This window comes from Kribbella antibiotica (genome assembly GCF_004349055.1).
Classification (GTDB): Bacteria; Actinomycetota; Actinomycetes; order Propionibacteriales; family Kribbellaceae; genus Kribbella; species Kribbella antibiotica.
Map to the genome: position 1 here is coordinate 1 of NZ_SMKX01000040.1, position 19,726 is coordinate 19,726.

The 19,726-nt window shown below is 67.5% G+C and carries 22 protein-coding genes; 13 read left to right on the forward strand and 9 right to left on the reverse strand.

Annotated features, from left to right (window positions below):
* Positions 1-3 precede the first annotated feature (3 nt).
* The 4 genes from E1263_RS16195 to E1263_RS16210 all read right to left on the reverse strand — a co-directional run bounded on the left by E1263_RS16195 (position 4) and on the right by E1263_RS16210 (position 3,597).
* Entirely contained in the window at positions 4-1,245 is a 1,242-nt protein-coding gene (locus tag E1263_RS16195; RefSeq protein ID WP_132168144.1) for an alpha/beta hydrolase, read from the reverse strand.
* Between the two features lie 70 nt (positions 1,246-1,315).
* Positions 1,316-2,473: a glycogen synthase gene (glgA, locus tag E1263_RS16200; protein WP_132168145.1), complete on the reverse strand. Its 1,158-nt coding sequence runs from the start codon at positions 2,471-2,473 to the stop codon at positions 1,316-1,318.
* Between the two features lie 19 nt (positions 2,474-2,492).
* Positions 2,493-3,044, reverse strand: coding sequence for a GNAT family N-acetyltransferase (locus E1263_RS16205; RefSeq protein ID WP_132168146.1), 552 nt, complete (start codon positions 3,042-3,044; stop codon positions 2,493-2,495).
* Between the two features lie 10 nt (positions 3,045-3,054).
* A complete protein-coding gene (locus E1263_RS16210; protein ID WP_132168147.1) occupies positions 3,055-3,597 on the reverse strand; it encodes a GNAT family N-acetyltransferase in 543 nt (180 codons plus the stop codon).
* 64 nt (positions 3,598-3,661) lie between these two features.
* Between E1263_RS16210 and glgC the strand changes: the two genes are divergently transcribed.
* Genes glgC through E1263_RS16250 form a run of 8 tightly spaced genes read left to right on the forward strand, consistent with a single transcriptional unit; the run spans position 3,662 to position 11,610 of the window.
* The gene (gene glgC, locus E1263_RS16215; RefSeq protein WP_132168148.1) at positions 3,662-4,930 is read left to right on the forward strand and encodes a glucose-1-phosphate adenylyltransferase; all 1,269 of its coding nucleotides are present in this window, start codon (positions 3,662-3,664) and stop codon (positions 4,928-4,930) included.
* Positions 4,927-6,168 (forward strand): kynureninase, encoded by a 1,242-nt coding sequence (kynU, locus tag E1263_RS16220; RefSeq protein WP_132168149.1) that lies wholly within the window; start codon positions 4,927-4,929, stop codon positions 6,166-6,168. Before glgC ends, kynU begins: the two co-directional genes overlap by 4 nt.
* Positions 6,165-7,460 (forward strand): FAD-dependent oxidoreductase, encoded by a 1,296-nt coding sequence (locus tag E1263_RS16225; RefSeq protein ID WP_132168150.1) that lies wholly within the window; start codon positions 6,165-6,167, stop codon positions 7,458-7,460. The genes kynU and E1263_RS16225 overlap by 4 nt, the downstream gene beginning before the upstream one ends.
* Positions 7,457-8,959, forward strand: coding sequence for a 2-hydroxymuconic semialdehyde dehydrogenase (locus E1263_RS16230; RefSeq protein WP_132168151.1), 1,503 nt, complete (start codon positions 7,457-7,459; stop codon positions 8,957-8,959). The genes E1263_RS16225 and E1263_RS16230 overlap by 4 nt, the downstream gene beginning before the upstream one ends.
* Positions 8,956-9,381 (forward strand): RidA family protein, encoded by a 426-nt coding sequence (locus E1263_RS16235; RefSeq protein ID WP_132168152.1) that lies wholly within the window; start codon positions 8,956-8,958, stop codon positions 9,379-9,381. Before E1263_RS16230 ends, E1263_RS16235 begins: the two co-directional genes overlap by 4 nt.
* A 4-nt stretch (positions 9,382-9,385) precedes the next feature.
* Positions 9,386-9,895 carry a 3-hydroxyanthranilate 3,4-dioxygenase gene (locus E1263_RS16240; RefSeq protein ID WP_132168153.1) on the forward strand — a complete coding sequence of 170 codons (510 nt, stop codon included), beginning with the start codon at positions 9,386-9,388 and terminating at the stop codon, positions 9,893-9,895.
* Complete coding sequence (locus E1263_RS16245) at positions 9,896-10,891, forward strand: amidohydrolase family protein (protein ID WP_132168154.1); 996 nt, start codon at positions 9,896-9,898, stop codon at positions 10,889-10,891.
* Entirely contained in the window at positions 10,888-11,610 is a 723-nt protein-coding gene (locus E1263_RS16250) for an alpha/beta hydrolase family protein (protein ID WP_132168155.1), read from the forward strand. The genes E1263_RS16245 and E1263_RS16250 overlap by 4 nt, the downstream gene beginning before the upstream one ends.
* On the opposite strand, the gene E1263_RS16255 is transcribed toward E1263_RS16250, so the two are convergent.
* The 3 genes from E1263_RS16255 to E1263_RS16265 are packed head-to-tail and all read right to left on the reverse strand — an operon-like array spanning position 11,607 to position 13,859.
* The gene (locus E1263_RS16255) at positions 11,607-11,801 is read right to left on the reverse strand and encodes a ferredoxin (protein WP_132168156.1); all 195 of its coding nucleotides are present in this window, start codon (positions 11,799-11,801) and stop codon (positions 11,607-11,609) included. The genes E1263_RS16250 and E1263_RS16255 overlap by 4 nt on opposite strands.
* 13 nt (positions 11,802-11,814) lie before the next feature.
* Positions 11,815-12,981: a cytochrome P450 gene (locus tag E1263_RS16260; protein ID WP_132168157.1), complete on the reverse strand. Its 1,167-nt coding sequence runs from the start codon at positions 12,979-12,981 to the stop codon at positions 11,815-11,817.
* Between the two features lie 23 nt (positions 12,982-13,004).
* A complete protein-coding gene (locus E1263_RS16265; RefSeq protein ID WP_132168158.1) occupies positions 13,005-13,859 on the reverse strand; it encodes an alpha/beta hydrolase in 855 nt (284 codons plus the stop codon).
* A gap of 75 nt (positions 13,860-13,934) precedes the next feature.
* Here E1263_RS16265 and E1263_RS16270 point away from each other — a divergent pair, with 75 nt between their 5' ends.
* The 3 genes from E1263_RS16270 to E1263_RS16280 are packed head-to-tail and all read left to right on the forward strand — an operon-like array spanning position 13,935 to position 15,885.
* Entirely contained in the window at positions 13,935-14,609 is a 675-nt protein-coding gene (locus E1263_RS16270; RefSeq protein WP_132168159.1) for a TetR/AcrR family transcriptional regulator, read from the forward strand.
* Positions 14,606-15,499, forward strand: coding sequence for an SDR family NAD(P)-dependent oxidoreductase (locus tag E1263_RS16275; protein ID WP_132168160.1), 894 nt, complete (start codon positions 14,606-14,608; stop codon positions 15,497-15,499). Before E1263_RS16270 ends, E1263_RS16275 begins: the two co-directional genes overlap by 4 nt.
* The gene (locus E1263_RS16280; protein ID WP_165956635.1) at positions 15,496-15,885 is read left to right on the forward strand and encodes a PPOX class F420-dependent oxidoreductase; all 390 of its coding nucleotides are present in this window, start codon (positions 15,496-15,498) and stop codon (positions 15,883-15,885) included. Before E1263_RS16275 ends, E1263_RS16280 begins: the two co-directional genes overlap by 4 nt.
* Positions 15,886-16,053: 168 nt before the next feature.
* On the opposite strand, the gene E1263_RS16290 is transcribed toward E1263_RS16280, so the two are convergent.
* On the reverse strand, positions 16,054-16,743 hold the full coding sequence (locus tag E1263_RS16290) for an O-methyltransferase (protein ID WP_132168162.1): 690 nt from the start codon (positions 16,741-16,743) through the stop codon (positions 16,054-16,056).
* Between the two features lie 153 nt (positions 16,744-16,896).
* Positions 16,897-17,679, reverse strand: coding sequence for a DeoR/GlpR family DNA-binding transcription regulator (locus E1263_RS16295; RefSeq protein ID WP_132168163.1), 783 nt, complete (start codon positions 17,677-17,679; stop codon positions 16,897-16,899).
* Between the two features lie 101 nt (positions 17,680-17,780).
* On the opposite strand from E1263_RS16295, the gene E1263_RS16300 reads away from it, so the two are divergent.
* Complete coding sequence (locus tag E1263_RS16300; RefSeq protein WP_132168164.1) at positions 17,781-18,674, forward strand: SIS domain-containing protein; 894 nt, start codon at positions 17,781-17,783, stop codon at positions 18,672-18,674.
* Between the two features lie 146 nt (positions 18,675-18,820).
* Positions 18,821-19,699, forward strand: a complete 879-nt coding sequence (locus E1263_RS16305; RefSeq protein WP_202868913.1) for a poly(ethylene terephthalate) hydrolase family protein — start codon at positions 18,821-18,823, stop codon at positions 19,697-19,699.
* The last annotated feature ends 27 nt before the right edge of the window (positions 19,700-19,726 follow it).

Here is a 19,726-nt window from a genome sequence, read left to right on the forward strand (position 1 = left end):
GGGTCAGGGGGTCCAGGTTTGGAGGATTTGGGGGTAGGCGGTCATGGCGGTGGCGAAGTGGTTGGTGGGGCCCATTGAGTGGACTGTTACCTGCGTGCCGCGGGCTCGGAGGGCGGTGGCGCAGGCGGTTGAGTTGGCGGGGACTACGTCGGTGTCTTTGGTGCCGCTGTAGAAGTGCAGGGGGACGGGGGAGGTCCAGTTGTGGCAGATCTGGTCGGCTTCGCGAAGGGCTTGGCGGAAGCGGCCGGTGGGGTGTTCGAGCTTGGCGTAGAAGGCCTTGGTGAAGAGTTTGGCGGGGGTGTCGGGGAGGCCGTTGGCGATCTCTTCTTCGGTGTGGGTGCCGTCCACCAGGCCTTCGACCGTTTTCGCGTACGGCGGGCGGAAGGCTTCGCGGGGGTTGTTGTAGAGGCCGACCGTGCGGTTCCAGGCGGTGGTGAAGTAGGCGAGGTACATCGTGGCTACGTGGGGCTCGACCTGGCCGGCGAAGACGGCGGGGAGCTCGGTGTTGAGGAGGTCGTAGGGGCCGGCTACGCCGCGGAGGTCCCCTAGGCGGAACGCGCCGGCCTCGCCGCGGGTGAGGGCGCGGCCGACGCCGAGGGTGGCGCGGCCGCCCTGGGAGAAGCCGGTGACGAGTACGTCGCGTTTGAGGGTGACACCGTGCCGGGCGCTGAAGGTGCGGGCCGCGAGCAACAGGTCGATCGAGGCGCTGGTCTCGGTCTTGGTGTCGATGTAGGGGTGCTTGCCCGGGCCGAGTCCGAGGCCTAGGTAGTCGGGGGCGACCGCGGCCAGCCCGGTGCCGGCGAAGAGTGCGGTGATCAGCCGGTCGGTCGAATCGGCTGAGACCGAGGCGGCGTAGGCCTTGGTAGCAGTGGTGCCGTGCAGGTACTCCGCGACGGTCAGCGCACCCCGGCGGCCGTTCGGCAGGACGACGATTCCGCTGGCGGTCGTCGGCCGGCCTTCGGGGTCGATGGTGCGGTAGATGACCCGGTACACAGTGACGTCGTACCGGGATTTCGGGGCACCCACGAAACCGCTGTCGAGCGCGGCCTTGTCCAGTTCGGCGGCGGTCAGGCGGGCGATCTGCTCGGCGGAGACGAGTGCGCCGCGGGGAGCGTGGGTGGTGGCTGCGGCGACGGCGGCCTGGGCCAGCGACGGTTGGGTGGCAGCGAAGGCCGACAGCGGCGCGGCGATCAAGGCACCGATGGCGAGGGTGACGGGGATGATGCGCATCGCACGGGTTCTCATGTGTCTACCCAACCCGTTGGGCGAGCACGACACATTGGTGCTCGCCCCCGAACTGCAAGGGGGGTTATCCCTACCCCAGCAGGCTGTTGTACAGCTCGACCGTCCGCTCGGCGACGGCGTCCCAACCGAATTCCGAGACCGCCCGGGCACGACCCGCCTTGCCCATCGCCGCGGCCTTGGCCGGGTTGGCGACGAGTTCGTTGATGCCGGCGGCAATGTCGCGCTCGAAGGTGTCGATGTCGGTCTCGTCGTAGCGGACCAGGGTCCCGGTTTCGCCGTCGTTGACGACCTCGGGGATGCCGCCGACCGCGCTGGCGACGACGGCGGTCTCGCAGGCCATCGCTTCGAGGTTGACGATGCCGAGCGGCTCGTAGATGGACGGGCAGCAGAACGCCAGCGCGTGGGTGAGCACCTGCCGGACTTCTTCGCGCGGCAGCATCTCCGACACCACGAAGACACCGTCGCGCGCTGCCTTCAGGTCGTCGATCAGCGCGTCGGTCTCGGCCTTGAGCTCGACCGTGTCGGCTGCACCGGCCAGCAGCACAAGCTGCACTGACGGGTCCAGCTGCAGCCCCGCGCGGAGCAGGTGGGGGACACCCTTCTGGCGGGTGATGCGACCGACGAACGTCACGTACGGGCGGCTCAGGTCGACCCCAAGTCGCTCCAGCACGTGGGTCGCCGGGTCTGGGTGGTAGAAGTCCGCGTCGATCCCGTTCGAGATCACGTGCACCTTGGCTGGGTCGATCGACGGGTAGCAGGCCAGTACGTCGTCCCGCATCCCTCGACTCACCGCCACCACTGCATCAGCTGCCTCGTACGACGTCTGCTCGGCCCAGCTCGACAGTCGGTAGCCACCGCCCAGCTGCTCGGCCTTCCACGGCCGGCGTGGTTCCAGCGAGTGCGCCGTCACGACGTGCGGGACGCCGTACAGGAGCTTGGCCCAGTGGCCGGCCATGTTGGCGTACCAGGTGTGCGAGTGCACGAGCTGAGCGTCGCCGACAGCCGCAGTCATGGTCAGGTCGGTGGAGAGGATCCGCAGTGCGGCGTTGGCGCCCGGGATCCGCGGGTCGTCCTCGGAGTGGGCGGTCGCGCCGAGACGCGGCTCACCCATGCAGTGCACGTCAACGTCGAGCAGCCGGCGCAACTCGCGCACCAGGAAGTCGACATGCACCCCCGCTCCGCCGTACACGTCCGGAGGAAACTCACGCGTCAGAATGGCGACCTTCATAACGTCCGACGATAAGTCATCAGGACGTGTGCGTAGCGACCCAGAACCGCAGCTTCCCGTGTCGCTCGTCCTCGAACTCACCACCGGCCGCCTGGATGACCCGGCGCGACGCGTCGTTGTCCGCGTCGCAGGTCAGCAGCGCGGGGTCGATGCCCAGCCTCGCGGCCACCGGCAGCGACTGGACGAGCATCTGGGTCGCATAGCCGCGTCGGCGGGCAGAGGGCCGCACGCAGTACCCGATGTGGCCGCCGAGCTCCAGCAACGGCGGAGTCAGCTCGTGGCGCAGCGACAGGCGGCCCAGCCACTCGTCACCGTCGACTAACCACAGGCTGGTGTACGGAACGATTCCATCGGCCAGTACGGCGTCCGGGTCGGCGGAGCCGCGGGTCTCGGCCACGAAGCGCTCGAACTCGGCCGGCTCGGCGAGCTGCTCGCGGTCCCAGCGCTCCGTCTCGCCACCGATGTATGTCTCCGCGCCCATCCATCGGCTCTGCACCTCCGGCTCGAACTCGTCCCAGGCGAGCAGGAACGAGCGGTGGACGGCGACAGTGGGTTCGACGAGAGTGGGCACCCCTCCAGTCTTACGCACGCCCGGTAGCCACCCAGTAGCGCAGTTTGCCCTCGTACTCGTCCTGGAGCACGCCTCCAGCCGCCTCAATGGCCTTCTGCGATCCCACGTTGTCCACCAGACAGGTCACCCGGGCAGGGTCGATGCCAAGCGCCGCAGCGACCGGCAGAGACTCGCGCAGCATCGCAGTCGCGTATCCACGACGCCGGTACGACGGCCTGACGCCGTACGTGATGTGTCCCGCGACCTCGGCGAAGGCCGGGCCGAGCTGGTGCCGGATCGACAACCGACCGAGCCATTCCGAGCCGTCGACGTACCAGAGCACTGTCTGCGGCAGCATCTCCGGACCGAGTGCGGTCCCAGCAACAGCCTCGCTCGCTATAGCCGCCACCATCGCGGAAAATGCGGCCGGATCGGCGAGCTGCTCCCGCGTCCACTCCGGTACGCCGGACACCACCGAGCGGGCGCCCATCCAGCGGCTGTCGGCCCCGAACTCGTCCCAGGCAACCAGGAACGAGCGGTGAACAGCAACGGTCGGCGTGATGAGCGTCGGCATGCTTCCAGTCTCGCGACACTCGCAACTGCTTATGCACCCGCACAACGGCGGCTAAGGTGCGGACATGGCAAAGGCGCCCAAGATTCTCGGAATTGTCCTGGCCGGTGGTGAGGGGAAGCGGCTGATGCCGCTGACGGCTGACCGGGCCAAACCGGCTGTGCCCTTCGGCGGCAGCTACCGGTTGATCGACTTCGTGCTGTCCAACCTGGTGAATGCGGGGATCCGCAGTCTCTGTGTGCTGACGCAGTACAAGTCGCACTCGCTGGACCGGCATGTGACGATCACCTGGCGGATGTCCACCTTCCTGGGCAACTACGTCACCTGTGTGCCGGCCCAGCAGCGGCTGGGTCCGCAGTGGTACCAGGGCAGCGCAGATGCCATTTACCAGTCGATGAACCTGATCAACGACGCCAAACCCGACATCATCGTGGTGTTCGGTGCGGACCACGTGTACCGGATGGACGCCTCCCAGATGGTGGCCGACCACATCGCCCGCGGCAACGGGGTCACCGTGGCGGGCATCCGGGTGCCGCGGTCCGAGGCGTCGGAGTTCGGCGTCATCAAGACCGCAGACGACGGCCACACGATCGCTGAGTTCCTGGAGAAGCCGGCCGACCCGCCTGGGCTGCCGGACTCGCCGGACGAGACGTTCGCGTCGATGGGCAACTACGTGTTCAGCGCCGACGTCCTGGTGGAGGCGCTGCGCAAGGACGCTGCCAACCCGGCGTCCCGGCACGACATGGGCGGCGACATCGTCCCGATGCTGGTTGCCGAGGGCAAGGCCGGGGTCTACGACTTCAAGGACAACGACGTGCCCGGTGCGCTCGACCGGGACCGCTCCTACTGGCGCGACGTCGGTTCACTGGACTCGTACCACGAGGCGCACATGGATCTGGTCTCCATCCAGCCTGTGTTCAACCTCTACAACTCGGACTGGCCGATCTTCACCTCGCACCCGCAGCTGCCCGGTGCGAAGTTCACCGACAACGCGACCGTCAGCGAGTCGATCATCTGCCAGGGCTCGATCGTGTCCGGTGCGACCGTCGACCACTCGGTGCTCGGTTCCAACGTCAAGGTCGGCGCCGGGGCGAAGGTCGAGCGCGCGGTGATCATGGACAACTGCACTATCGGCGCCGGTGCGGTGCTGAAGAACGTCATCCTGGACAAGAATGTCGTCATCCCGCCAGGTGTCGAGATCGGGATCGACCCGGACTACGACCGGCAGCGTGGCTTCACAGTGTCCAAGGGCGGTGTCACAGTGCTCGGCAAGGGGCAGGTGGTCGAGCCGCCCGCCGTCAAGGCTGCTGCGGAGCCGGAGGTCGCCGAGGCATGAGCCCGGAGGCGGAGGCACGCGCACTGGACGCCGCCGACCCGGGCCACCGCGAGCTGTTCGACATCCCGACGGCGTCCGAGGGCCGCTACCGGGAGGTCGCGTACTTCGCTGGGAACTCGCTCGGACTCCGCCCGAAGGCGACCCGGACCGAGCTGCTCGAGGACCTCGACTCCTGGGCCGCGCTAGGGGTCGAGGGACACCTCGAGGGCGAGCGGCCCTGGCTGCCGTATCACGAGCTGCTGACCGGACCGGCGGCTCGACTCGTCGGTGCGCTGCCCAGCGAGACCGTGGCGATGAACTCGCTCACGGTCAACCTCCACCTGCTCATGGTGTCGTTCTACCGGCCGACAGCGTCGCGCTATCGCATCCTGATCGAGGACTCGGCCTTCCCGTCGGACAGCTACGCAGTGCAGTCCCAAGCCCGCTTCCACGGGTACGACGATGCTGTCGTCCGTCTGACGCCCAGACCGGGCGAACACACCCTCCGTACGGCGGACGTCGTCGATCGGCTCGGGGATGACGTCGCACTGGTGCTGCTCGGCGGAGTCAACTACCTGACCGGTGAGCTCATGGACATCCCGGCAATCACAGCGGCTGGTCAACGAGCCGGTGCGGTCGTCGGCTGGGACCTGGCGCACGCAGTGGGCAACGTGCCGCTGCAGTTGCACGAGTGGGGCGTGGACTTCGCCGCCTGGTGCTCGTACAAGTACCTGAACTCCGGGCCAGGCTCCCTGGCCGGTGCGTTCGTGCACGAGCGGCATCTGGGCGGTGATCGGCCGCGGTTCGAGGGCTGGTGGAGCACTGACGCCGCTACCCGGTTTGAGATGGCACCGGAGTCCCGGCCACCCGCGTCGGCGGATGCATGGCAGGTGTCGAACCCACCGATCTTCTCCCTGAGCCCAGTGCGCACCTCGCTCGAGATCTTCGACCGCATCGGCATCGGAGTGCTGCGGGAGCGCAGTCTGCGACTGACGGCGTACCTGGAGAAGCTCCTGGCAGATGTGCCGCTGCAGGTGATCACACCGACCGACCCAGCTCGCCGGGGCGCGCAGCTGTCGCTCCGGATCGAGGGAGCGCTCACGGCCGGTGAGCTGTCCAAGCGGCTACGGTTCGAGTACGGCGTGATCGCGGATGCTCGCGAGCCAGATGTACTGCGACTGGCGCCGGTGCCGCTGTATTCGACGTACCACGACTGCTGGCGCGCAGCGGCAGCGCTGGCCGAGGTGATAGCGGGATGAAGGTTGCGATCGTCGGAGCCGGGCTGACCGGCAGTCTGCTGGCCTGCTATCTGGCCCGCCGCGGGCTGACAGTGACCCTGTACGAGCGTCGTCCGGATCCACGCGTCGGTACGGCGGACCGCGGCCGGTCGATCAACCTGGCGATCTCCGAGCGTGGTCTGGACGCGCTGCGGCGGATCGGGCTGGATGCGACTGTGATGGCGGATGCACTGCCGATGAAGGGCCGGATGATCCACCCGGTCGCCGGAGCGCTCGACTTCCACCAGTACTCCGTCAGTGGTGACAGGGCGATCAACTCGATCAGCCGGGGCGCACTGAACAACGCGCTGCTCACTGCAGCGGCGGCCGCCAAGGGTGTGTCGGTGGAGTTCGAACACCGGCTGTGTGAGCTGGACTCTGCGGCGGGTCGGATGGTGTTCCAGACGCCGTCGGGGAAGGTCTCTGCGACAGCTGATGTGATTCTGGGTGCAGATGGCGCCGGGTCCGCCGTGCGGGAGCAGTTGCTTGCTGAGGGCATCGTTGCCGAGGACGTCGACTTCCTGGACTACGGGTACAAGGAGCTGTCGATCCCTGCGGTCGATGGGGAGTTCGCGCTCGACCCTGGTGCGCTGCACATCTGGCCGCGCGGCACGTCGATGATGATCGCCCTGCCGAACCCGGACCGCTCGTTTACCTGCACCTTGTTCTGGCCAGCCGGGTCTTTCGATGCACTGACCACAGCAGACGCAGTCACGACGTACTTCAGTGAGCACTACCTGGATGTGGTCCCGCTGGCACCGGATCTGGTCGATGACTACCTGCACAACCCGGTGGGCGTGCTCGGCACGGTCCACACGCTGCCCTGGCAGGCGCACGGGCGCACCGGGCTGATCGGTGACGCGGCGCACGCCATAGTCCCGTTCTACGGCCAGGGCGCGAACTGCGCGTTCGAGGACGTGGTGGAACTGGACCGCTGTCTCGACGAAACAGGTGGATCGTGGGCCCGCGCCCTGCCGCTCTTCGAAGCACGCCGCCGCGAGAACACCGAAGCGATCGCCGACATGGCGCTGAACAACTTCATCGAGATGCGCGACAAGGTGGCGTCCCCTCTCTTCCGCCTGACGAAGCAGGTGGAGCACACGCTGGAGCGCCTCCTCCCGGGCCGGTACATCTCCCGCTACGAGCTGGTGTCCTTCAGCACCACCCCGTACGCCGAGGTGCAGCGCAGGGTCCGTCGCCAACACCAGTACGTCGGTCTGGCCGCGGCCGGGCTCGGTCTGGTTCTGCTGAAGCTGTTGAGGAGACGTCGATGACGTTGTGGACCCCAGAGCTGCTCACCGGCCAGCCCACCTCTGTCGGTCTGCTGCAGCACTTCGTCGGTGGCTCCTTCGTCGACTCGCCTCAACGGTTCGCCAAGGTGAGTCCGGTGACAGGGGCGCAGATCTTCGAGGTATGCGAGGCCGACGAGTCCACCGTGGACGCGGCGGTGGATGCGGCCCGCAGCGCTCTCAAAGGTCCCTGGGGGCGCATGGGGGAGCAGGAGCGGGCGAATGTCCTGCGGCGGGTCGCAGACGAGCTGGAGCGGCGTTTCGACGACCTGGTCGCGGCTGAGGTCGGCGACACCGGCAAGTCGATCAGTCAGGCCCGCACCCTCGACATCCCGCGCGGCGCGGCCAACTTCCGCGCCTTCGCCGACTTCGCGACCACCACCCCGACCGAGTCCTACACCACCACTCTTGCGGACGGCCGCCGCGCGCTGAACTACGCCGTCCGCAAACCGGTCGGTGTCGTCGCGATCGTCGTACCGTGGAATCTCCCGCTCCTCCTGCTGACCTGGAAGGTCGCCCCGGCCCTGGCCTGCGGCAACGCAGTGATCGTGAAGCCGTCCGAGGAAACCCCGTCGTCCGCGACCGTTCTCGCCGAGGTGATGGCAGCGGCCGGCGTACCCGACGGCGTCTTCAACCTCGTGCACGGCCTCGGACCCTCGTCCGCCGGCGAGTTCCTGACCCGCCACCCCGGCATCGACGCGATCACCTTCACCGGCGAATCCGCGACCGGTACGGCGATCGCCAAGGTGGCCGCGGAGCGGGTCAAGTCGGTCTCGTTCGAGCTCGGCGGCAAGAATGCCGGCCTGATCTTCGCCGACGCCGACTTGGACGCGGCCGTCGAAGGTTCGGTCCGCTCCACCTTCACCAACGGCGGCCAGGTCTGTCTCTGCACCGAACGCCTGTACGTCGAACGCCCCGTGTACGACGAGTTCTGCGCCCGACTCGCATCCCGCGCCAGCGAGCTCACCTACGGCTGGCCGTCGGACGAGGCGACCGCGAACATGCCGCTGATCTCCCAACAGCACCGCGACAAAGTTCTCTCGTACTACGACCTCGCCCGCGCCGAAGGAGCCGACGTACTGGCGGGTGGTGGCGTTCCGACGTTCGGCGACGCCCGCGACGGTGGTTGCTATGTGCAACCGACCGTCGTCACGGGCTTGCCCGCGGATGCCCGGACCAACCGCGAAGAAGTCTTCGGGCCGATCTGTCACATCGCGCCGTTCGACACCGAAGACGAAGCGTTTGCCTTGGCCAACGACAGTGATTACGGGCTCGCGGCAACAGTCTGGACCCGCGATGTCGGTCGGGCCCATCGTGCCGGGGCGGCCCTTGAGGTCGGCCTGGTCTGGGTCAACACCTGGTTCGTCCGCGACCTCCGCACACCGTTCGGAGGCATGAAGCTGAGTGGCGTCGGACGCGAAGGCGGCAGGCACTCCTTCGACTTCTACTCCGAACCGACCAACGTCTGCGTGGAGCTGTCATGACAGTCGTTCCTGGTAAGGCGAAACCGCGCGGCCGGTTCCCGCATGTGAAGGTGTCAGGCGGGTTCGCGTTCGTGTCCGGCACCTCCAGTCGCCGGCCCGACAACACGATTGCGGGCGCAGCGGTCGACGAGCTGGGCACGACCACGCTCGACATTCGCGAGCAGACGCGCGCCGTACTGGAGAACATCCGCGACATCCTCGAAGCGGTCGGCGCCGGGCTGGAAGACCTGGTCAGCGTCACGACCTACCTGGTGTCGATGAACGACTTCGGTGGGTACAACGAGGTCTACGCAGAATTCTTTACAGAGGACGGCCCGGCGAGGACGACTGTGGCCGTTCATCAGCTTCCACACCCCCAGTTGCTGATCGAGATTCAGGCCGTAGCGGCCATCCCTCACGGACACAGCCCGGCTAAGGAGTGATCCCATGAAGTCGACGAACTTTCCGGAGTGGATCGAGGAGAACAAGCATCTGCTGAAGCCGCCGGTCGGCAACAAGCAGATGTTCCCGACCGGGGACGACTTCATCACGATGGTTGTCGGCGGCCCCAATCAGCGCACCGACTTCCATGTCGATCCGTACGAGGAGTTCTTCTACCAGATCAAGGGCGAGCTGCGGGTCAACGTGATGACCGAGGATGGTCCGGAGACCGTTGAGGTCAATGCGGGGGAGATGTGGGTGCTGCCGCGCAACATGCCGCACTCTCCGCAGCGGGGTCCGGACTCGATCGGCTTGGTGATCGAGCGAGTCCGCGAGCCCGGCACGCTGGAGAAGTTTCGCTGGTACTGCGGAGAGTGCAGCGCGATCGTGCATGAGGTCGAGCTCCAGGTGACCGACATCGTCGCCGACCTTCCGCCGGTCTTCGCGGCCTTCTATGAGAGCGAAGAGGCGCGCACCTGCCCGGAGTGCGGGACGATCCACCCAGGCAAGGCGTAAGTGACCGTAGACGTTCACACCCACCTGGTTCCCAAGGGCTGGCCGGACCTCGCGGCCGCCTGTGGGGGCGAGGGATGGCCGTGGCTGCGGGTGGACTCCGAGCGGGCCGCGATGATCATGGTCGGCGAGACCGAGTTCCGGCCGGTCGGCCCGCAGGCCTGGGACACCGCCGTACGGCGTGAAGATATGGATGCCGACGGCATCGACCTGCAGGTGGTGTCACCGACGCCGGTCTTCTTCGGCTACGACCGTCCGGCGGATCAGGCGGTCAAGCTGGCAAGGATCTTCAACGACCGCACGCTCGAAACGCTGGCAGGCGACGAGCGATTCGTGCCGTTCTGTCAGGTTCCGCTGCAAGATCCGGACGCGGCCTGTGCTGAGCTCGACCGCAGCCTGGCCAACGGTCATGTCGGTGTCGAGATCGGCAACCATGTCGGCGACAAGGACCTCGACGACGCCGGAATCGTTGCCTTCCTCAAGCACTGCGCCGAGACCGGAACGCCGGTCCTCGTGCACCCGTGGGACATGCCGGGCGGGCCGCGGCTCGATCGCTGGATGGCGCGCTGGCTGACCGGGATGCCCGCCGAGACGCATCTGTCGATCATCGCGATGATCCTCGGCGGCGCGTTCGACGTACTGCCGGAGTCGCTGCGAATTTGTTTCGCCCACGGCGGCGGGAGCTTCGCGTTCTGGCTCGGCCGGCTGGAGAACGCCTGGAATCGGCGCGGCGACATCGTGCGCGGTTGCTCTGAGCACCCACCTTCCCACTATCTGGATCGGTTCTTCGTCGACACAGTGGTGTTCGAATCAGCGCCTTTGCGGCTCCTTGTCGATACCTTGGGAGAAGACCGGGTACTGGTCGGCAGTGACTATCCCTATCCGCTGGGTGAGCGACCCGTCGGGGAGGTGGTACGAAAAGCCGGCTTCCTGACCGCGGACCAGCAGCAGAAGTTGTTGTCCACGAACGCACTGACCTATCTCGGGAGGTCTGCATGAGCGAGGACCGATCGGTACTGACCCGCGAGGCCCGTGAGCCCGACGAGGAGCTCCGGTACGGCGACCATGCGGACCAGGTGATCGACCACTGGCACGCCAAGAACCCCCGCCCCCTGGTCGTCTACGTCCACGGCGGCTTCTGGCGACCCGAGTACGACCGCAAGCACGCCCGCTCCCTGGGCGCAGCCCTCGCCGACCTGGGCTGGCCCGTCGCCTCGCTCGAGTACCGCCGCGTCCCCGGCGACCCCGACACCACCACAACAGACATCCGTACGGCGCTCGACGTGCTCCCCGACCTGGTCGACGTACAGGACGGGTACGTGCTGGTCGGCCACTCCGCAGGCGGTCAGCTGGTCCTCTGGGCCGCAGCCACGCTCAACCCGGTCCGCCTGCGCGGAGTGGTTGCGCTAGCCCCGGTGGCCGACCTCCTGCTGGCAGACCAGCTGATGATCGGCGACAGCGCCGTACAGGCCTTCATCGGCAGCGGAGTCCGCAACGACCTCGACCCGGTCCACCTCCCGGCTCCCATCGCTCCGGTGTCCATCCTCCACGGCCTCCAAGACACAGTCGTCCCGCTCCGGGTAGCAGAGTCCTACTTCACCGCCCACCCGACAGCCCGCTTCCACCAAATCCTCGACTGCGGCCACTACGAGCTGATAGACCCGCTCACAGACCCCTTCAACGACCTGACCACCGAACTGGCCCGCCTCACCACCTAAGCGGTCACCAGGAAGGCGGCAGCCGGACAGACCAGCGCGGCCTCGTGGACGCTGTCGTGCTCGGCCGGAGGCGGTGCCTCGTCCAGTAGGACGACCATGCCGTCGTCGTCCCGCTGGTCGAAGACCTCGGGAGCGATCTGGACACACTGCCCGGATGCGACACACTTCGGAACATCTACTGCTACCTGCATCTGCTGATCCCTTCTACCAAGTGACGGGGAGGAGCGCCGGCCCATAGGCCGCCGCGTGGGGCTTGTAGATCACTTCTTGTCGGTCCGCGACGCGGAGGTTCGGTAGTCGGCGGAAGAGCTCCGGCAGCACGACCTGCAGCTCCATCCGAGCCAGCGGCTGCCCGAGGCACTGGTGGATGCCGTAGCCGAAGGCGACGTGCTGACGGGCGTTGGCGCGGCCCAGGTCCAGCTCGTCGGCGGTGGCGGAGAAGATCGCCTCGTCGCGGTTGGCGGAGTTGAGCATGATGATCAGCCCGTCGCCGGCCTGGATGGTCGTCTCGTCGACGGTGAAGTCCTCGATCGCCACTCGGGCCAGACCGGACTGCGCGATGGTCAGGTAGCGCAGCAGTTCCTCGATCGCCGTCGCAAGCTCAGCCTTGCCGGCGTACAGGCGGGGGAGCTGGTCGGGGTGTTCGAGGAGCGCGAGCACGCCGAGGCCAATCATGTTGGCGGTGGTCTCGTGGCCGGCGAACAACAGGAACGCGCCGACATCGGCGGCGTCCCGGGTCGTGAACGTCCCTGCATCGACCTGCTGGCCCAGCCGGGTGATGAGGTCGTCGCGAGGCTCCTTGCGGCGCCGCTCGACCAGCGTCTCCAGATAGTCGCCCAATGCGCCTTGTGCCGCGGCCTTCTGGGCACCTGTCACCGTGTTGTCGATGAGCACCTTCGAGTGCTCCTGGAAGAAGACATGGTCCTCGTACGGCACGCCCAGCAGCTCACTGATCACCAGCGACGGCAGCGGCAGCGCGACCGCCTCCACAAGGTCCGCCACTGGCCTATGCACGACCAGCTCGTCCATCAGCCCGTCGAAGATCCGTGCGGTCGCCTCCCGCAGCGCCTCGATCCGCTTGACCATGAACTCGCGCGTCAGCACTTTGCGGAACACGTCGTGGATCGGGTTGTCCTGGAACAGGAAGAACCCTGGCGGCATGCTCATCGGAGTCCGCGACGGATACCCCGGCCGCGACAGGTCGGTGCTGGTCGCCGGGTTCGCCAGTACGGCGCGTGCGTCCTCCCACCGCGTCACCAGCCAGGCCGTCGGAGCACCCGGCCCAAGCGAGATCCGCGTGATCGGGGCCTCCCGCCGGAACCCGCCGTACTGGCTTGGGGGATCGAGTGGTGCCTCCGGCTCCCGTGTCATGGACAGGACCGGTACGTCGGCCTTCACCGGAGCGTCCGCTCGAGGTGGTGAGCTGCGGTGTCCGATGCGATCTTCATCGGGGCGGGCTGGTCGTAGAAGTCGAACTGGGTGACGTCGTCGAGCCATAGCTCCTCGACCGGACCGGGGACCTTCGCGACGAACTCGGGGACGCTCTCCGGGCTGGCTGCCGCGGAGCTGTGCACAATCGCCAGTGGCTTGGTGAGGTGAGCAGCTGATGCTTGAGCGTCGTACTGGAGCCAGGCCAGCCAGGACTTGGGATTGAAGGTGTTGTCCCACTCGGGGATGGCACCGCGGCCGGGGCTGCCGTAGTAGTCGCCGCCCGGGGGCTCTACAGCCGGGACCAGCTGCTCTCCATCGGCGGCGTGAGCCATCGCTAGCAGCGCGTCGACACCGGGTTGTCCGCCGAGCGTTGCCCTGGTCGTCTCGCGGCTGGGTAGGGCGGGGGCGATGAGAGCGTCCGACTTGATCAGGTCCGACTGGGTCGCTGCGGTGGCCAGGTAGGCGCTCCCGGCGCAGATGCCGAGCCCGCCGATCGCGTTGGCGTCGTCGTCGTCGCGGTCGGCCAGGAAGGCGGCGGCCGCGGCGATGTCTGCTGCTTTGGCCAGCGGGTCCTCCATCGACCGCGGGCTGCCGCTGCTCTCGCCCCAGCTGCGGAAGTCGAACGCGAGGGCGGCGAAACCGCGCGCGGCCATCTCGCGGGCGTAGCCGGTGGCCATCTGCTCCTTCACTGTGCCCCAAGCACCGGCCACGACGACCGCGGGCAGCCGATCGGCCCGCGGTGCAGCCGGGAGATGCAGTACGCCGACCAGGGTCTCGCCGGCCGATTCGAAGGTGACCCGTTCTGTCGTGAGGTTCATGTCAGCTCCTCCAGATAAGAGAATGATGTTCTGTTAATAAGAGAATAGCACTCTCTTATCGAGTACAGTGGTGGTATGACGAACTTCCAGCGCGCCCGGACCGAGGAGCAGCGGACCGCCCGGCAGGCCGAGATCGTGGCAGCAGCCCGGGAGATGCTGGCCGAGATGCCGCTCACCGAGATCACGCTGAACGGCCTCGGCCGGCGGGTCGGTCTGGCCGCCTCCAATGTGCTGCGCTACTTCGAGTCGCGCGAAGCTGTTCTGCTCGAGCTCGTGCACACCGAGACCGCAGGCTGGCTCGACGACCTCGATCCGTTGCTACCGGCATCCAATGGCCGGGTCGGTGTCGAGCGGCAGATCGAGACTGCCGCCGATGCCTGGGCCCGCAGTCTGGCGGCACATCCACACTTCTGTGAGCTGATCAGTGCGCAGGCCGTGGTGCTCGAGCGGAAGATCAGCGCGGAGACAGCGCTGGCGTTCAAGCGGGACTCGCTGGCGAATCTCGTGCGACTCACCGGCATCCTGACCCGCGCCGTACCGGAGCTCGCGGCCAAGGATGAAGCGGTTGTGGCTCAGTTCGCCAGTCGCGCCACCTTGCTCACCGGCGCGCTCTGGGCGCAGACGCGGGCCACCGAGTCGCTGCTGGCCGATGTCCAGTTGCCGCCTGAGCTGACCGCGTTGCAGGAGCCCTTTGTAGATGCCGCACGCGATGCGCTCCACACCATGCTGCTCGGCACGGTGACCCGATGAGCCTTCCTGATCTGACGGGCCGGACGTACGCCGTGACTGGTGGCAATGCCGGTATCGGCTACTTCATCTCCGAGCAGCTGACCGCGGCCGGCGCCGACGTGGTGATCCTCGCCAGGAACGCCGAGCGTGCTCAGGCTGCTGCCGCCGCCATCCGGGGCCAAGTCGGCCGGGAGGTGGCTGCGCTAGTGCCCCTGGATCTCGCCGACCTCGATTCGGTGGCTGCTGCCGCCGATCAGCTCACCGGTCTCGACCGCCTCGACGGGCTGATCCACAACGCCGGTGTCAACGCCGGCATGGAGCGCCGTACGACGCGGCATGGGTTTGAAGTTGCCTTCGGCACCAATCATCTCGGCCACTTCGCGCTGACCGCGCTCACGATGCCGATCCTCGCCGCGACCCCGGGCAGCCGGGTGGTGCCGGTGGGCAGCATCATGACGAAGGCGGTCAAGTTCGATCCCGAGGATCTGCAGGTCGAGCGATCCGCCTACTCGCAGCAGAAGGCCTACACCCAGTCGAAGCACGCCGTACTGATCTTCGCTGCCGAGCTCGATCGGCGGCTGCGCGCTGCCGGAGTGAACGTCCGATCCGTCGCTGCTCACCCCGGCCTGAGCATCGATGCCTTCAGTCCGGCGCGCCCTGGGATCAATCAGGCCGCCCGGATCCGGCTCGCCGTACCGATCCAAGGCAAAGACCGTGGCGCGCGACCAGCGCTCGCTGCCGCGACCGATCCAAAGGCTCGCGGCGGCCAGTACTACGGCCCCCGGTACGGCGCCTTCGGCCCACCCGTCATCGTGAAGCCGCCCCGAACCACCGCCGACCCGGCCACGCTCTGGGCCCAGTCCGAAGAGCTCACCGGCATCCCTTTCACCCTCCAGGCAGGCCACCCGTGATCACTACCGCAATCGACCGGATCGCTAAGAGCAGCAACGTGCTCCTGACCACCTTCCGCAAGGACGGCAGGCCAGTGGCCACGCCAGTCGGCGGCGTGGTCAGCAACGGCAGGCTCTACATTCTCAGCTACTCGAACACCGGCAAGCTCAAGCGCCTGCGCAACGACGCCCACGTTGTCGTCGCTCCCTGCAACTCCGTCGGCACAATCCCTCCAGACGCCGACAGTCTGGAGGGCGCCGCCCGGGTCCTCGACCGCGAAGAGACCAAGCACGCCTACCGCCTGATGGCTCGCAAGAACCCATTGGCCCGCCTAGCCCGAGCCTGGTACGCAGTCCGCCGTAAGCCCGACCCCTGGGTCGGCATCGAGGTCACCTTCCCCGGCTGACTGAGCAGGCCGTCAGCTGGGATCGGGGATGCGGACCCAAACCGCGCCTCGACCCGCGCCCGTCGACTTGATCTTTCCTTCGTCCCTGAGCTGTTCGAGTGCCAGCCGAATCGTCTGGTCGCTCACGCCTGGCAAGGCGGTAGCCAGTCGTGATCCGTCGCGGAATGGTCAGCCGAGGCGTTTGGTGGCGGTGAGGAGGCCTTCGGAGGTGGGCAGGAGGGCGGAGACGAGGTCGTCGTCCTCGCGGACCGCTCGGATGAGGTCGCGGAGCGCGGTGGTTTCGGGGTCTCGGTGGGCCGGGTCGGGGACTCGGCCGGCGGTGAGGATGCCGGCGAAGACGACGATGCCGCCGGGGCGCAGCAGGCGGAGGGCCTCGTGCAGGTACGCCGTGTTCTCGCGGCGGTCGGCGTCGCAGAAGACCAGGTCGTAGTGGCCGTCGGTGAGGCGGGTGACGACGTCGAGGGCGGCGCCGGCGATCAGGCGGAAGCGGTTCGAGGTGATGCCGGCGTCCAGGTAGGTCTTGCGGGCCAGGCGCTGGTTCTCGGCGTCCAGGTCGACCGTGGTCAGGGTGCCGTCGGTGCGCATGCCGCGGAGCAGGGCCAGGCCGGAGACGCCGGTGCCGGTGCCGATCTCGACGACGGCCTTGGCGCCGACGGTGGCGGCCAGCAGGCTCAGGGCGGCGGCCGAGCCGGGCCCGATCGCGGTCACCCCGAAATCGGCAGCGCTCGCCCGGGCACCGGTGACGACTTCGTCCTCACCGACGTAGTCCTCGGCGTACGCCCAGGAGGTCGGGTCGATGCCGGTGGCGATGATGCCCTCCCGTAGGTCTGCAGGATTCTCTGCGGCTGCGCTGCTCATGCTGCCCAGAAGCCTAGCGGCACTGGGTCTCGTTTCCTTGCCTCCCGCGCGGAGATTGCGCAAAACTGCTCATTACAACTAGCCCGCAATCAGATATGATCGTCCTGGACGGGGCGGAGCTCACCTAGGGACAGGAGGTACGGCGAGATGCGGCTAAGCGCGGATGACGTCGATGCCGGCTTCCTTGAAGATGCCGAGCTGGCTGTCGTCGGCCTGGGCGTCGGTGACGATGGTGTCGATCTCGCTCAGTTCGCAGATCCGGGCGAAGGCACGCTGGCCGAGTTTGGAGGAGTCGGCGACCACGACGACCTTGGCGGCGCGGCTGACGATCAGCTGGTTGATGTTCGCCTCGCCCTCGTGGTGGGCGGTGGCACCGGTCTCGTCGATGCCGTCGACGCCGATGAAGGCGATGTCCAGCGACAGGTCGGCCAGGATCCGGTGCGACAGCGGCCCGATCATCTCGTAGGACTGCGGCCGGGCGACACCGCCGGTCAGCACCATCTTCACGTGCGGCCGGACGATCAGCTCGTTCGCGATGTTCAGCGCGTTGGTGACGAGGGTGAAGGCCGGTTCGCCGTGCTCGGCGGACAGCTCCGGGCGGGTCGCGAGTGTGCGCGCCACCTCGGAGATCGTCGTACCGCCGTTCATCCCGATCACCATGCCGCGCCGGACCAGCGTGGCCGCCGCCTGAGCAATCCGCTGCTTCTCCGAAGCGAAACGCGCAGTCTTGTAGCGCAGCGGCAGGTCGTACGACACCGCGTTGGCGACGGCACCACCCCGGGTCCGGGTGAGGAGTTGCTGCTTGCCGAGGTGGTCCAGGTCGCGCCGGATGGTCGCCGCGGACACGTGCAACTGCTCGGCGAGCTCGTCGACGTCGATGGCGCCCTTCTCGGCGAGCGACTCGAGCAAGGTGTTGAGGCGTTCATAACGCTTCACCCGGGGCTCCTCCTATACAGAATCGGTCAGCCGGATGGCGGCCGGTTGGCACCATTCGATCACGTTCGAGCAGTTTCGACCATGACAAGTCCGGAGACGACATGACTCAGACGCCCGATGAGACCCCTTTCGTGACCGCGGAGATCGCCACCCAGCCGGAACTCTGGCGTCAGGTCGGCAGCAGTTTCGCGCAGTACGGTGACGCTTTGCCCAAAGCCGGGCAGCGTGTCGCAGCAGTCGGCTGCGGCACCTCCTGGTTCATGGCGATGGCCTACGCCGCCCTGCGCGAAGACCTAGGCCAGGGCGAGACCGATGCCTTCGCCGGTTCGGAGTTCCCGAACGACCGCTCGTACGACGTCGTGGTCGTAATCAGCCGCTCCGGTACGACGACCGAGGTGCTCGACCTGATCCGGTCGACCGAGCTGCCGACCGTGGCGATCACCGCGACCCCCGGGTCGCCGATCGTTGACCTGGCCGATCAGACGATCATGCTCGACTTCGCGGATGAGCAGTCCGTTGTCCAAACCCGCTTCGCGACCACCGTGCTGGCGCTCCTGCGCGCATCGCTCGGTCAGGATCTCGAGCAGGCCGCTGCGGATGCGCAGACCGCGCTGACCATCGACGTGGACGAGCTGGCCAAGCTCGAGCAGGTCACGTACGTCGGCACCCGCTGGACCGTCGGTCTGGCTCACGAGGCGGCTCTCAAGCAGCGCGAGGCGGCGTCGGCGTGGACCGAGGCCTACCCGGCGATGGACTACCGGCACGGTCCGATCGCAATCGCGCAGCCCGGCCGCGGAGTGTGGATCTTCGGCGACGCTCCGGTCGGCTTCCTGGACGACGTCGCCGCCACCGGCGCCACGATCGTTCATCACGCCGAGCTGGACCCCCTGGCCTCGCTCGTCGTAGCCCAGCGCGTCGCCGTCGCCAAGGCGCTGGCCCTCGGCCTGAACCCGGACCAGCCGCGCAGCCTGACCCGTTCGGTCATCCTTCCCTGAATCACGCACGGATCGGCCTACTTCGTGGTTCGGCGTTGACGCAGGGTAGTCGAGTGATTACCTTGGCGCGGTGAGTCGCCTTACCACCGAGTAGGCCGGTGCTGGACAGGCGATTCACCCCGCCCCGTTCCACCGAAGGAGTTGCCGTGCGCGCTTTCCGTCGCCGTCCGCTGCAGATCTTCCTCGCAACGCTGTTCGCCGCCGCTGTGCTGACCCCAGCCACTGGCCAGGCCGCTCCCACGGCCGTCAATCCGTACGAGCGAGGTCCGGCTCCGACCAATGCCAGCATCGAAGCACCGCAAGGAGCCTTCGCCACCGCGACGGTGACCGTCCCGGCCTCCGCGGCCCGCGGTTTCGGCGGCGGCACCATCTACTACCCGACCAGTACGAGCGAAGGCACGTTCGGTGCGGTCGCCATCTCACCCGGCTTCACCGCGACTCAGTCGAGCGTCGCCTGGCTCGGGCCCAGGCTGGCCTCGCAGGGCTTCGTGATCATCACCATCGACACGCTGTCCCGCTACGACTCACCGGCCAGCCGCGGTGACCAGTTGCTGGCAGCGCTGGACTACCTCACCACCACCAGTTCGGTCCGGTCGCGGATCGACGCGAGCCGGCTCGGTGCGATGGGCCACTCGATGGGCGGCGGAGGCTCCCTCGAGGCTGCCAAGGACCGGCCCGCACTCCAGGCCATCGTCCCGCTGGCCGGCTACAACACCACGAAGAACTGGTCTCAGGTCTCCGTGCCGACCCTGGTCGTGGGGGCCGAGAGCGACACCGTCGCCCCGGTCAGCAGCCACTCCGAACCGTTCTACACCAGCCTGCCGGCCACCCTCGACAAGGCGTACCTGGAGCTGAACAACGCCAGCCACTCCGCACCGACCTCGCCGAACACGACGGTCGCGAAGTACAGCATTTCCTGGCTGAAGCGCTTCGTCGACGACGACACCCGCTACGAGCAGTTCATCTGCCCCGGACCGGGTGCGAGCACGACCGTCGAGGAATACCGGTCGACCTGCCCGTTCTGACCTGGGCCTGGTGATCTGGGCCTGGCC